Annotated in this window: 15 protein-coding genes; 8 read left to right on the forward strand and 7 right to left on the reverse strand. The window is 72.5% G+C overall.

Annotation, left to right across the window (positions count from 1 at the left end; translation table 11 throughout):
- Positions 1-291 precede the first annotated feature (291 nt).
- Positions 292-921, forward strand: coding sequence for a hypothetical protein (locus ACFVSN_RS33800; RefSeq protein ID WP_380444724.1), 630 nt, complete (start codon positions 292-294; stop codon positions 919-921).
- An 85-nt stretch (positions 922-1006) separates the two neighbouring features.
- Here ACFVSN_RS33800 and ACFVSN_RS33805 read toward each other — a convergent pair whose 3' ends face one another.
- The 5 genes from ACFVSN_RS33805 to ACFVSN_RS33825 form a co-directional block, all read right to left on the reverse strand.
- Positions 1007-2416, reverse strand: coding sequence for an MFS transporter (locus ACFVSN_RS33805; RefSeq protein ID WP_387957360.1), 1410 nt, complete (start codon positions 2414-2416; stop codon positions 1007-1009).
- A gap of 94 nt (positions 2417-2510) precedes the next feature.
- On the reverse strand, positions 2511-2999 hold the full coding sequence (locus tag ACFVSN_RS33810; protein WP_380444722.1) for a MarR family winged helix-turn-helix transcriptional regulator: 489 nt from the start codon (positions 2997-2999) through the stop codon (positions 2511-2513).
- Positions 3000-3096: 97 nt separating this feature from the next.
- On the reverse strand, positions 3097-4380 hold the full coding sequence (locus ACFVSN_RS33815) for a hypothetical protein (RefSeq protein WP_380444721.1): 1284 nt from the start codon (positions 4378-4380) through the stop codon (positions 3097-3099).
- Positions 4381-4579: 199 nt separating this feature from the next.
- Complete coding sequence (locus tag ACFVSN_RS33820; protein WP_387957362.1) at positions 4580-6178, reverse strand: RICIN domain-containing protein; 1599 nt, start codon at positions 6176-6178, stop codon at positions 4580-4582.
- Between the two features lie 336 nt (positions 6179-6514).
- Positions 6515-6754: a chaplin gene (locus ACFVSN_RS33825; RefSeq protein WP_329929030.1), complete on the reverse strand. Its 240-nt coding sequence runs from the start codon at positions 6752-6754 to the stop codon at positions 6515-6517.
- 228 nt (positions 6755-6982) lie between these two features.
- Between ACFVSN_RS33825 and ACFVSN_RS33830 the strand changes: the two genes are divergently transcribed.
- The 4 genes from ACFVSN_RS33830 (at position 6983) to ACFVSN_RS33845 (ending at position 8604) form a co-directional block, all read left to right on the forward strand.
- Positions 6983-7234, forward strand: coding sequence for a chaplin (locus ACFVSN_RS33830; RefSeq protein ID WP_380449117.1), 252 nt, complete (start codon positions 6983-6985; stop codon positions 7232-7234).
- A gap of 236 nt (positions 7235-7470) precedes the next feature.
- Positions 7471-7713 carry a chaplin gene (locus tag ACFVSN_RS33835; RefSeq protein WP_329929032.1) on the forward strand — a complete coding sequence of 81 codons (243 nt, stop codon included), beginning with the start codon at positions 7471-7473 and terminating at the stop codon, positions 7711-7713.
- Positions 7714-7819: 106 nt separating this feature from the next.
- Complete coding sequence (locus tag ACFVSN_RS33840) at positions 7820-8092, forward strand: chaplin (protein ID WP_380446751.1); 273 nt, start codon at positions 7820-7822, stop codon at positions 8090-8092.
- A 137-nt stretch (positions 8093-8229) separates the two neighbouring features.
- Positions 8230-8604 (forward strand): hypothetical protein, encoded by a 375-nt coding sequence (locus tag ACFVSN_RS33845; protein ID WP_387957364.1) that lies wholly within the window; start codon positions 8230-8232, stop codon positions 8602-8604.
- Between the two features lie 73 nt (positions 8605-8677).
- Here ACFVSN_RS33845 and ACFVSN_RS33850 read toward each other — a convergent pair whose 3' ends face one another.
- Positions 8678-9340, reverse strand: coding sequence for a hypothetical protein (locus tag ACFVSN_RS33850; RefSeq protein WP_380446756.1), 663 nt, complete (start codon positions 9338-9340; stop codon positions 8678-8680).
- 315 nt (positions 9341-9655) lie between these two features.
- Here ACFVSN_RS33850 and ACFVSN_RS33855 point away from each other — a divergent pair, with 315 nt between their 5' ends.
- From ACFVSN_RS33855 to ACFVSN_RS33865, 3 genes are all read left to right on the forward strand, one after another.
- Positions 9656-10000, forward strand: coding sequence for a rodlet layer protein (locus ACFVSN_RS33855; RefSeq protein WP_329929036.1), 345 nt, complete (start codon positions 9656-9658; stop codon positions 9998-10000).
- A 99-nt stretch (positions 10001-10099) separates the two neighbouring features.
- Positions 10100-10444 (forward strand): rodlet layer protein, encoded by a 345-nt coding sequence (locus ACFVSN_RS33860; RefSeq protein WP_380446759.1) that lies wholly within the window; start codon positions 10100-10102, stop codon positions 10442-10444.
- 209 nt (positions 10445-10653) lie between these two features.
- Entirely contained in the window at positions 10654-10920 is a 267-nt protein-coding gene (locus ACFVSN_RS33865) for a hypothetical protein (RefSeq protein ID WP_380446762.1), read from the forward strand.
- Between the two features lie 112 nt (positions 10921-11032).
- On the opposite strand, the gene hemB is transcribed toward ACFVSN_RS33865, so the two are convergent.
- A complete protein-coding gene (gene hemB, locus ACFVSN_RS33870) occupies positions 11033-12013 on the reverse strand; it encodes a porphobilinogen synthase (protein WP_380446765.1) in 981 nt (326 codons plus the stop codon).
- Between the last annotated feature and the right edge of the window lie 3 nt (positions 12014-12016).

Here is a 12016-nt window from a genome sequence, read left to right on the forward strand (position 1 = left end):
TGACCTCTGCATGTCGGACCCGATCATCTGGAACGATGATCCGGGCACCGTTGTCTGTACGGTTGTCCGTAGAGACGGGGGCGCTGACTGCCCCGCGGCGCGGACCAGTCAGACTGTGCACTCAGAGTGCGCAGGCGCTCCGGTTGTGTGCAGGGGTGTGGAGAGGACTGCCGCCTTCCGCGAGTGGGTAGGGCCCGCGAGTGGGTACGGCGGCGCATGACGGGTAAGGAGCACGTCCGGAGGGACGCCGGGCGTGCGGGGGTCTGTCGATTCCGGCGAATTCCGGTGAGGATGGTCCGAGTGTCCGAGGCGCAGGACGGCTACGACGAGGCCGCGGGGGGCTCCCGCAGGCCTGCCGAGGCCGCACGCGGGGGTACGGGAGCGGGGACGGGACGCGGTCGCCGCGGCGGCGAGAGGCGGGGTGAGGGACGCGTGGGGGTGACGTACAAGTACTTCGGCGCACCCGACCGCGCGACGGCCGCCAGAGTCCCCACCGCGCTCGGACCGGGCGGACTCGGCCTGGACGCGGGTGAGCTGGGCTCGCTGGGGCGCCTCGGCGACCTGATGGAGACCAGCGGGTCCCCCAACGGGCACCTCTCCACCAAGATCAAGCCGGAGACCATGAGCGCCATGGTCCTCACCGGCATCCAGGGCGTCCCGCTGCACCAGGTCCCGCCGCTGGAACTCGTCGTGCTGCACCCCGACTACGCCGTCGTCCAGCTCCCGCAGAACGTCGTCGAACCGCTGCGCAAGGCCGACGAGACCGAGCTCGGCGCGGCGGCCTTCATCTGGTCCACCGTGCCCGACCGCCGGGGCCCGCGCGACGCCTTCGTGATCTACAGCATGCTGCACGAGTGGCAGGACTTCGCCAACCGCCTGCACGAGGCCGGCCACCAGCTGTACTGCCTGGTCTGGCCGTAACGCGGCCGGACGGACCGGCAGATCCGACGAAACCGAACGCCCCGACGGCCGAACCGGCCTCGGGGCGAAGGTGTCTGACGGCTCGTCACCGGTCGGCCCCGGCGGGGCGGAGCACCACTGCGGCGAGCAGCGTGGCGAGCACCAGCAGGCCGGCGGCCACCGCGAAGGCGACGTGGAAGCCCCCCACGGGTGAATCCGAGGGGCGGTCGGCGAGGGTGGTGAGGACGGCGACGCCGAGTGCGCCGCCGACCTGCTGGGTGGTGTTGAAGAGCCCGGAGGCGGTGCCCGCGTCGGCCGGCCCGGCACCGGACATGCCCAGCGCGGTGAGGGCCGAGATCGCGAGGCCGAATCCGGCCGCGAGCAGCATCGTCGGGAGCAGGTCGAGGACGTAGTCCGCGTCGGCGGGCAGCCGGATGAGCAGCGCGAGGGCGGCGACCAGCAGGACGAGACCCGCCAGCAGCACCGGGCGTTCGCCGAAGCGGGCGTTGAGGCGGGCGGAGAGCGCCAGCGAGACCGTGCCGATGGCGAGTGCGGCGGGGAGCATCGCGAGGCCGGTGGCGGCGGCGCCGTAGCCGCGGACGTTCTGCAGGTAGAGCGCGATCAGGATCTGGAAGCCGAACAGCCCGGAGACCATGAGCAGTTGGACGGCGTTGGCGCCGGAGACGTTCCGTGAACGGAACGTCCGCAGCGGCAGCAGGGGGTGGGCGGCGCGGGCCTGGCGGAGCAGGAAGCCGGCCAGCAGGGCGAGCGACAGCGCGCCGAGGCCGAGGGTGCGGGCCGAGGCCCAGCCGTGCTCGCCGGTGCCGACGATGGCGTAGATGCCGAGCATCAGGGCGGCGGTGATCAGCGCGGCGCCGAGCCCGTCGGCGCCGGCCCGCAGGCCGGGGCCGCTGTCGGCCGCCAGCGCGCGGACGGCGAGCAGGGCGGCGGCGAGGCCGAGCGGCAGGTTGATCAGGAAGATCCAGTGCCAGCTGAGCGCCTGGGTGAGCACGCCGCCGAGCACCTGGCCGACGGAGGCGCCGGCCGCGCCGACGAAGCTGAACGCGCCGATGGCCCGGCCGCGTTCGCGGGGCTCGGGGAAGAGCGTGACGATCATGCCGAGGCTGACGGCCGAGGCCGTCGCACCGCCGACCCCCTGGAGGAAGCGGGCGGCGATCAGCACGCCCTGGCCGGGGGCGAGGGCGCAGAGCAGCGACGCGGCGGTGAAGACGCCGAGCCCGGCGACGAAGACGCGCTTGCGGCCGACGAGGTCGCCGAGGCGGCCGGCGAGCAGGAGCAGGCCGCCGAAGGCGATCAGGTAGGCGTTGACCGTCCAGGTCAGGCCGGCGGGCGAGAAGTGCAGGTCGTCCCGGATGGCGGGCAGCGCCACGGTGACGATCGAGCCGTCCAGGACGATCATCAGCATCCCCGCGCAGAGCACGGCGAGGGCGAGTGCGCGGGAACGGACGGGGGCGGCGGGCGCCGGGGCGGGCGCGGTCGGGGCGTGCGTGGGCATGGCGGGTCTCCCGGTTCGTCGAGTACCGGGTAAGACGCTAGCAGATTGTTTTGTTCGGGACTATCTATCTCGGGAGCAGCTCGCGGCGATCCGCTCAGCTCCGGGCGCGGCGGGCGCGGCGGACCGTCCGCTCGCTCTCCACGGGCTCCGCCAGGTGGCCGTCCACCAGGCGCGTCAGCGCCGACACGAAGACCCCGCGCTCGGGCTCCGGCAGGGCGTCCAGCACCTCGCGGTGCACCCGGTCGGCGATCTCGGTGCCCCGCTCGACGGCGCGCTCGCCCGCCTCGGTGACCGAGATGATCCGGGCCCGGCGGTCGATGGCGGACGGGCGGCGCTCGGCCAGGCCCGCCTTCTCCAGCTCGTCGACGGTGACCACCATCGTCGTCTTGTCCAGGTCGGCCAGCTCGGCGAGCTGGATCTGGGTGCGCTCCGCCTCCTGCGCGTGGAACAGCACGCAGTACGCGCGGGGGGTGATCCCGAGCTCGGTGAAGGCCGACGCCATCCGGGTCGCCAGCACGTGGCTCGCGTGGTCCAGCAGGCCGGAGATGTCGCGGATCTGCCGCACGGGCGGGGTCGTCGTCATGCGTCCGAGGTTAGCAACGTGCCGTCCGTCGGCAGATGATCCCGTAGCCAACCAACCGGCGTGCCGTCGCACACGAACCGCCCCGGCGCGGGACGGCCTACGGGATGCCCATCTCGAACAGCGCGTACCCGGCGTACCAGCCCGCCGCGATCGCGGGCATCGCGAACAGCCCGATCAGCGAGGGCGTCCGCACCCGGCGCAGCGCGACCGCGAGGCCGACGCAGAGCGGGAAGGCCGGCAGCAGGTAGCGCGAGATGTTGTCGAAGATCTGGTTGCTGCTCAGCGCGGTGAAGATGGTCAGCAGCGTGTAGATCACCAGGACCAGCGGCGGGCGCAGCCGCAGCAGCAGCACCAGCAGGCCGGGCAGGGCGATCAGCAGCGCGATCGCGATCAGGTCGGGGGCCGGGTTGGACTGCCAGAAGTTCCAGTGCCCGGTGACCACGTCCAGGGCCGTGCGGGAGGTGGAGGCGCCCCAGTCGAAGTAGCGGTTCCAGGCGCCGCGCTGGAGCTTGAAGTAGCCGCCCCAGTCCCCCATCCGGTAGCCGACCCAGGCGACGTACCAGAGCAGGCCCCACGGCGTGATCAGCATCGCGAAGAGCGGGCGGCGGACGCCGTCGGTGCGCCGGACGAGCGCCACCAGGGCGGCGACCGAGACGGCGGCGATCAGGGCGGCGGCGGTCGGGCGGTTGAGGCCCGCGGCCAGGGTCAGCAGCCCGGCGGCGACCCAGCGGTGGGTCATCACGCAGTAGCAGGCCCAGGCGGACAGCGCGACGAACAGCGAGTCCGAGTAGACCGCCCACTCGACGCCGGAGCCCGGGAACAGGCCCCAGAGCACCGCGGCGATCACGCCCGCCCGCCAGCCGCCGAGCCGCTCGGCCACCGCGAAGATGCCGGCCGCCGCGACGAACGAGGCGAGCACCGACACGACGATGCCGGAGCCGTACGGGCCGAGCCCGGTGACCGCGCCGACCAGCCGCATCAGCCACGGGTAGAGCGGGAAGAAGGCCGCCGAGTTCTCGTAGTAGCTGGCCAGCGGGAAGCCGTGCAGCGGGATCAGCTGCGGGTCGTAGCCGTTCTCGGCGATCCGCTGGTACCAGATGCCGTCCCAGGTGCCGAGCACGTCCCACGGCTGGGCGCCGCCGCCGCGGCCCGGGTCCTTCTTGAGGTAGTCCCCGGTGTGGGCCAGCAGCATCATGAAGACGGTCAGGCCGGTGGCCTTGACCACGGCGTACGCGCCGAGCGCGGGCGCGAAGCGGTCCATCAGGGCGCCGAAGCGGCCCGGGGCGGTGCGCTCCGGCTCCGGCCGTTCGTCCGTCGTCACCGGAGGCGTCGGGGCGCCGGGTTCGGCGCTGGACGACTCGGTGCTCGATGCCGTGCTCATCTGCTGTGGCTCTCCCCGCCCGGCTCGTGGTCGGCGCGCCGGCGAACGCGGCGACGTCGAGTGAGCCTACGACACCGGCCCCGCCCGGCCCGGGGCGGCGGGGCGCAACCGGGCAGGCACACCCGGGCAGCGGGTCCGCCGCCGCCCGTCACGAGGACGGGCGGCGGCGGGCCGGGGCGCGGCGGTGTCTGCGGCGGTGTCAGCCGTGGAGGTAGACGATGCCGAGCTTGGTGAGCTGCCAGAGCTGGTCGGCGGCGCCGGTGTCGGCCGCGAGCACGACGAGCGGGTTGCCCTGCGCGTCGCGGCCGCCGCCGGCGGTGAGCACCTTGCCCTGGTCCTGGGAGTCGGCGACCGTGTAGCGGCCGCCGCCGGCCGGCTTGAACACCCAGTGCTGGTTGCCGCCGCCGTTGCAGCCCCACTGCTGGATCCGGGTGCCGACGGCGACGGACGCGGCGTCGGCGTCCAGGCACATGTCCCGGTTGCCGCTGAAGTCGAGCTCGTAACCGCCGCCCGCCTTCGCCTCCAGGACGAACGACTGGTTGAGCCCGCCGGTGGCCGGGTAGTTGATCGCGGCGCGGCCGTTGGTCGCGTCGCCGTAGGTGCCGCCGCCGGTGAGGTCGAGCGCGTTGCCGGTGGCCGCGTTGGTCAGCTGGTACCAGGCGCCGTCCTCGGGGCCGTCGCCGAACGGCTGCCCGGGGGTGAGCGGCTGGATGGACGTGGTGTTCTGCTGGTTGAGCGTGCAGTAGGCCTCCGCCTGGTCGGGCCGGGCGAAGAACTGGCCGAGGCAGACGCCCTCGCCGCGGTAGCCGGCGACGCGCAGGTGGTACGACTGGCGGACCATGTTCATGCACAGGCCGGGGATGCCGATCTGCGAGTCGCAGCCGTTGCGCGCCCACTCGGAGAGGTTGATGACGTCCCCGTTGCTGTACTCGTACGGGGAACTGGTCCACTCGGCGCAGACCTCGTGCCCGAAGGCGACCCGCCGCTGGTCCAGGTACCGGACGCCGGGCACCTGTTCGGCCGCCGAGCGGAGCGCGTCGCTGAACGTCGGCACCACCCAGTTGTGGCCCCAGGCCAGGTCCTCGGGGAAGGCCGGGCAGCCGTCGGCGATCTTGCCGAGGTAGTCGTTGCGGCGGATGTCCGGTGTGATCGGGTTGAAGTACGACTGGTAGACCAGCTGGTACGAGGAGTCCGCGTAGCCGGCCCGGCGCATGGTCTGCCGGATGTTCTGCAGCGCCGCGACGACCTTGGGCTGGACGCGCTTGGCCCGCTGGGCGATGTCGGCGCTGCCGATGGTGTCGCGGCAGCCCTGGCTCTTCGGGATCGGGAAGTACTGCGCGAGGCAGTGCATCATGATCCCGCTGAAGTCGAAGTCGTCGTTGGCGCCGATCGTGACGACGACCATCTTGACGTCGTACTTGCCCGCCGCGTCGGCGAGTTTGACGTCCTGCTTGGGCTCGCCGAAGTCGCCGCTGCCGCCGCCGGTGATCTTGGCCAGCTCCGGGTCGCTGACCAGGTCTCCGGTCTGGGCGCCGGAGCAGGCGAGGTCGATCGGGGTCACCCCGGGGATGTCGGTGACGAAGACCTCCGACTTCGGGTGCCGGTGGCAGTAGTTGGTGGGGGTGTCGGTGTCCGGGAAGTAGCCGTCACCGGTGTCGGTGCCGGCGCCCTCCCCGGAGATGGCGCTGTCGCCGAGGGCGACGATCGCGGCCGGGCGGGCGCCGTCGGCCGCGGGGGCCTGGTCGGCGAGGGCGGCGGGTGCGCCGGCCAGGCCGAGGGTGGCGACGAGGGCGCTCACGGCGAGAAGTGCGCCGTACGGGGAGCGGCGCGCAACCGTCCGGGTTCTGCGCGCCGCCGACAGTCGTGACCTGATCACACGCGACTCCTTGCGGGGGGGTGGGGACCGCCCGGCCGGGGGCGCCGAGCGGCGCGGAGCAAGAACGCGGAGCAGAAAGATGAGCAGGTCTCACATTCTAGGTACTGACAAGTAACGCAACAAGGCTTGTGACAGCAGCGGAAGTTGACGCTCCGCGGGCCGTCGCGACGCCCCCGGACATGCGAAAGAGCCGCCGCCCGCACCCCAGGAGGGAAGCGCGGGACGGCGGCTCGACACCCGGCCGAACCGGGTGCGGAATCAGCCCAGGTTGGCGCAGTGGTTGCCGAACGCAGGGTTCAGCGCACCGATGACGTCGACCGAGTTGCCGCACAGGTTGACCGGGATGTGCACCGGGATCTGGATCTGGTTGCCGGAGATGACACCGGGGGAACCCGCGGCGACGCCCTCGGCGCCCGAGCTGGCCATCGCGGAGCCCGCGCCCGCGGCGACGATACCCACCACGGCGGCACCGACGGCAGCCGTCTTCTTGATGCTCATACGAGCCTCCTGACTGTTCAACAGAGATGCACGGGGAGTGCGACAACTAGAACGAGACCCGTCGGGAGCGGTTGCGAGCGCACACGCCATGTCACCCGTGTGGCGCAACGGTGGCGGTACCCGGCATTCGGGTGATCACCGGACCGGACCGTTTCCCCTCGCGCCCTGCCTCGTTCTCCCTGGCGGAACACGCTCCACTCAGGCCCCTACACGAATCGAGTACCGCCCATGCGCAAGCTAGCCCACGGCGTCGCCGGCACCGCGGCCACCGCCGCCCTGCTCGCCGCCGGTGCCGGCGTCGCGTCCGCCCACCACCTGCACGGCGCGACCGCCGAGGGTGTCGCGGCCGGCTCCGCCGGCGTGGTCTCGGGCAACTCGGTGGAGGTCCCCGTGCACATCCCGCTCGACGTGTGCGGCAACTCGGTCGACGTGGCGGGCCTCCTGAACCCGGCGTTCGGCAATCACTGCCTCAACGCCTGACCGGGAATTCCTCCTGGTCGCGCCTTGCCCCGGACCTTATCCCGGCCGTGCGGGAAACCGTCCGCGAGGCGCCGAGAAGCGGCCACCGCGGCCACGCCCGAGCCATGGGCGGAACACGCCGGTGTGCGCCGACGGAGTGACAAACCACGGCAATCCCAGAAGCCAGCGGGCGAGCATTCCTGCTCGCCCGGCTCCCGACATTCGCGATCCGTCGGGCAGAAAACGGAGGAAATAACATGCGCAACCTCAAGAAGGCCGCCGTCCTGACGCTGGCCACCACCGGTCTGGTCCTCGGTGCGGCCGGCGGCGCGTTCGCCAGCTCCGGCGCCCAGGGCGTGGCCGCCGGCTCCCCCGGCGTGCTCTCCGGCAACCAGATCCAGGTGCCGATCCACATCCCGCTGAACGTCTGCGGCAACACCGTCAACGTCATCGGCCTGCTGAACCCGGCCTTCGGCAACAGCTGCGCCAACGTCGGCTGAACCCGCGGTCGCCGCCCCGGCGACAGCTGATTCACCGAGTCCGTGCCGCGCCCCGCGACGGGGCGCGGCACGCTCCACCCGTGTGTGATCGAGGAGATCAACCCCCATGCAGAACGTGAAGAAGGTCGCCGTCCTCTCCGCCGCCGCCGCCGGCCTGGTGCTCGGCGCGGCCGGCTCCGCCGCCGCCAGCTCGGGCGCCGAGGGCGTGGCCGCCGGCTCCCCCGGCGTCGGTTCCGGCAACCAGATCCAGGTCCCGGTGCACGTGCCGATCAACCTGTGCGGCAACTCCATCAACGTGGTCGGCCTGCTGAACCCGGCCTTCGGCAACAGCTGCGCCAACGTGGACATGCACCCGCACCACGACGCGGACGACTGCTGATCCTCCGGTCGGCACGCGTTCCGGCCGAACTGCCCCCCGACCGACCGGCCGGGGGGCAGTTCGGCATCTCCGGACGGCCCCCTGCTCCCGGCCGGCCGCCGGCCGACCGGATCCCGATCCACCGAAGGGTGATCCGCATGGTTTCGAAGAAGGGCGGGGCCGGGCTGGCCGCCGCCGTCGGCGCCGCGGTGCTGCTCGGCGCGGGCTCCGCGCAGGCCGCCACCGCCCCGGTCCCGGAGACCGGCCCGGCCACGCTGACGAAGACGGACGTCGGCCAGGCGCTGAACGGGACGACCTCCGGGCTCGGCTACGGCGTCGCGCCGATCAAGAGCCTGCGCCTGGACCCGTGGGCGAACTCCTCGGCCGACGTGCTCAACAACGGCGCGACCGTGCAGCCCGACCAGGGCCTCGCGCCGGTCGGCACCGGTACGCTGACCGGTCCGCTGAGCGCCGGGGGCGGCGCCAAGGACCTCCCGCTGGTCGGCGGACTGACCGGCGTCCTGCCGGGCTGAGGCCCGCGCACACGCGAGAGCCCGGCACCCGTACGAGGCGGGGGTGCCGGGCTCTCGCATGTGCCCGGAGGACTCAGAGCTGCGCGAGGTCCGTGAGCCCGGTCTCCTGCACGACGCCGGTCGTGGTGGCCGCGGTGGTCGTGGCCAGGTCGTTCACCTCGTCGGTGACCGAGAGGCGGTGGTCCTCGTTGCCGAGGGTCGCCGTGGCGCCCGGCACCGCCTGGACGGCGCCGGTGACCAGCCGCGGGTCCACCTCGTCGACCTTCAGGTGACCGCCGGCCAGCTGGCCGGTGCCGTCCTGGGCGAGCGAGAGCGGCTTGCCGAGGGCGAGGCCCGGGGTGTCGGCGCGCAGCGGCGCCGCGGGGGCGTCCAGCAGCACCTTGCCGAGGTCGGTGCTCTGGTCCACCAGCGGGACGGGCAGCTCGGCCTTGGCGCTCGGGCCCACCTTGCCGGTGCGCAGCTCGGGGACGAGGCGGTCGGGGAGCAGCTCGGTGCTGGTGCTGGTGGTCCGCCCCGGCGCCGGCGGCATGACCAGCGAGGTGGGGATGCCCGCGGTGAGGTGGCTGTCCAGCGGGGCGAGCGGGATGTCCGCGGGGACCTGCTGGGTGGCCAGCTTGTCCTCCAGCGCTCCGACCTGGTCGGGGCTCATGGGGGCGGCGGAGGCCGCCCCCTGGGAGGCGAGCACGCCCGCACCGACCGCCAGCAGCATCGCGCCGGCCCGCTTGGAGAACTTCATGCTTTTCACCGTTCTGCCTGTCCGTACTGGAGATCTTCCGAGGGGGGTACGGCCGCGCTACCCGAGTACCGCAGCCGTAAAGCAATCTGTCTCAACGAGTGAGCGGGAGTACCGATTGCGGCGGTTAACCGATTCGGCCTAATAATCCGACCGGAAACCACTCCCGGACGCGCCTCCCGGACTCTTTTCAAAAATCCCCGTAACCTTCCGTGCCGTCATTCTTTGATCTGGACGTCAGTGACTGCAGACCGGGTCTGAGCGTTCTACGCGTTGTACGCACGGAAACCAAAGAGCTTTTCAGAGAGGGATCTCCCCATGATCCAGAAGTCCTTCGCCGCCGCCGGCCTGGCCGTCGCCGCGCTGGCCGCCGCCGCCGCGCCGGCCACCGCCATCGGTGACGCGGACGGCGCCGCCGCCTCCATCGAGGGCAACGGCGGCACCAACTTCACCGGCACCGTCGGGAACAACAGCCCGAACTTCCACTTCCTGGACAACGCGAACGTCTGCCTCCCCGAGATCCACAACATCGCCGTCGGCGTTCTCGGTGTGGCCGTCCCCGTCGAGGTCCCGATCGCCAACAGCGGTGGCAAGCAGTACTGCACCCAGGGCCAGGGCACCCAGAGCCACGGCGACGCCGGCGTCTCGCACCTGGTCGGCTGACGAACCGTCCGAGCCGTACCGCCTGCAGCTCCCGGGCAGGCCTCCTGAACCATCCCTTCGAATCGCTCCCCGATTCACCCCTCGAGAGGAAAACCGGAAATGATCAAGAAGTCCCTCACCGCTGCCGGCCTGGCCGCCGCCGCCATCGCGATGTCCGCCGGCTCGGCCTCCGCCATCGTCGACTCGGACGGCGCCGCCACCTCGGTCCAGGGCAACGGCGGCACCAACCAGACCGGCACCCACGGCAACGCCAGCCCGAACTTCCACACCCTGGACAACGCCAACATCTGCCTGCCGGAGGTCCACAACATCGCCGTCGCCGTCATCGGCGTCGCGGTTCCGGTCGAGGTGCCGGTCCTGAACAGCACCCCGAAGCAGATCTGCAACGTCGGCCAGAACACCCAGTCCTCGGGCGACGCGGGTGTCTCGCACCTGATCGGCTGATCAAGGGGCACGGCACGGACGGAGGGCCCGGGGAGGTTGGTCTCCCCGGGCCCTCCGGGCTGTACGGACGAGGTGTCCGGCGGGCGCGCGCCCGGCCGGGTGAACGGCCGTCCGGTCCGGCGCGTGGGGCGGCGGGCCGGACGGCCGGAAGTGATCACGTGTCACAGGCAGAGCGCCGGCCGAGGCGCTCCCGAAGAGAGGGCAGAACCATGAAGAGCAAGCTGGCCAAGGTCGCGCTGACCGCCACCGCCGCGCTCGCGCTCGCGGGTGCCGCCACCCCGGCGTTCGCGCACGTCGGCCTGGCTGGGGGCGGCGAGTTCGTCGGCTCCGCCGACCCGGTGTTCGCGGCCGACCAGTGGGCCGCCGTCGCCCACACCTCGCACATCGTCACCGGTGGCGAGGGCTGGGGCGCCGCCACCGCCAAGGACGTGGCCGGCGGCGTGGAGGGCTTCGCCCACGTCCACGACTTCCGGTAGGCGGTACGGCGGAAGGCCGGGCCTCCTCCTCGCAGGGAGGGGGCCCGGCCTTCCGCCGTCCCCGCCCCGAGCCGAAGGGCGCGCCCGGAGGCGAGCGGGCGGGTAACGACGGCTACTTGAGCATCGCGGCGGCCTCGACCGCCCAGTAGGTGAGGATCTGCTGGGCGCCGGCCCGGCGGATCGAGGTGAGCGTCTCCATGATCATCCGCTCCCGGTCGATCCAGCCGTTCGCCGCCGCGGCCTCGACCATCGCGTACTCCCCGGACACCTGGTACGCGGCGACCGGCACCGGCGAGGCGTCGGCGACCTGGCGCAGGATGTCCAGGTAGGCCATGGCCGGCTTGACCATCACCATGTCCGCGCCCTCGGCGAGGTCCTGCTCCAGCTCGCGCAGCGACTCGCGGGCGTTGGCCGGGTCCTGCTGGTAGGCCTTGCGGTCGCCCTTGAGCGAGGAGCCGACCGCCTCGCGGAACGGGCCGAAGAAGGCCGAGGCGTACTTGGCGGTGTAGGCGAGGATGCCGGTGTCCTGGTGCCCGGCCTCGTCCAGCGCCCGGCGGACGACGCCGATCTGGCCGTCCATCATGCCGGACGGGCCGACCAGGTGGACGCCCGCGTCGGCCTGGACCCGGGCCATCTCGGCGTAGCGCTCCAGGGTGGCGTCGTTGTCCACGCTGCCGTCGGCGGCCAGCACGCCGCAGTGGCCGTGGTCGGTGTACTCGTCCAGGCACAGGTCGGACATGACCACCAGGGAGTCGCCGACCTCGGAGACGACGTCCCGGATCGCCTGCTGGAGGATGCCGTCCGGGTTGGTGCCCTCGCTGCCGATCGCGTCCTGCACGAGCGGGACGCCGAACAGCATGACGCCGCCGACCCCGGCCTCGGCGGCCTCGACCACGGCCTTGCGCAGGGTGTCCCGGGTGTGCTGGACGACGCCCGGCATCGAGCCGACCGGGACGGGCTCGCTGACGCCCTCGCGGACGAACAGCGGCAGGATCAGCTCCGCCGGGTGCAGCCGGGTCTCGGCGACCAGACGGCGCATCGCCGGGCTCTGGCGCAGCCGGCGGGGGCGAACGTACGGGAATTCAGCGGACACGGC

This window comes from Kitasatospora sp. NPDC057904, assembly GCF_042887925.1.
Classification (GTDB): domain Bacteria; phylum Actinomycetota; class Actinomycetes; order Streptomycetales; family Streptomycetaceae; genus Kitasatospora.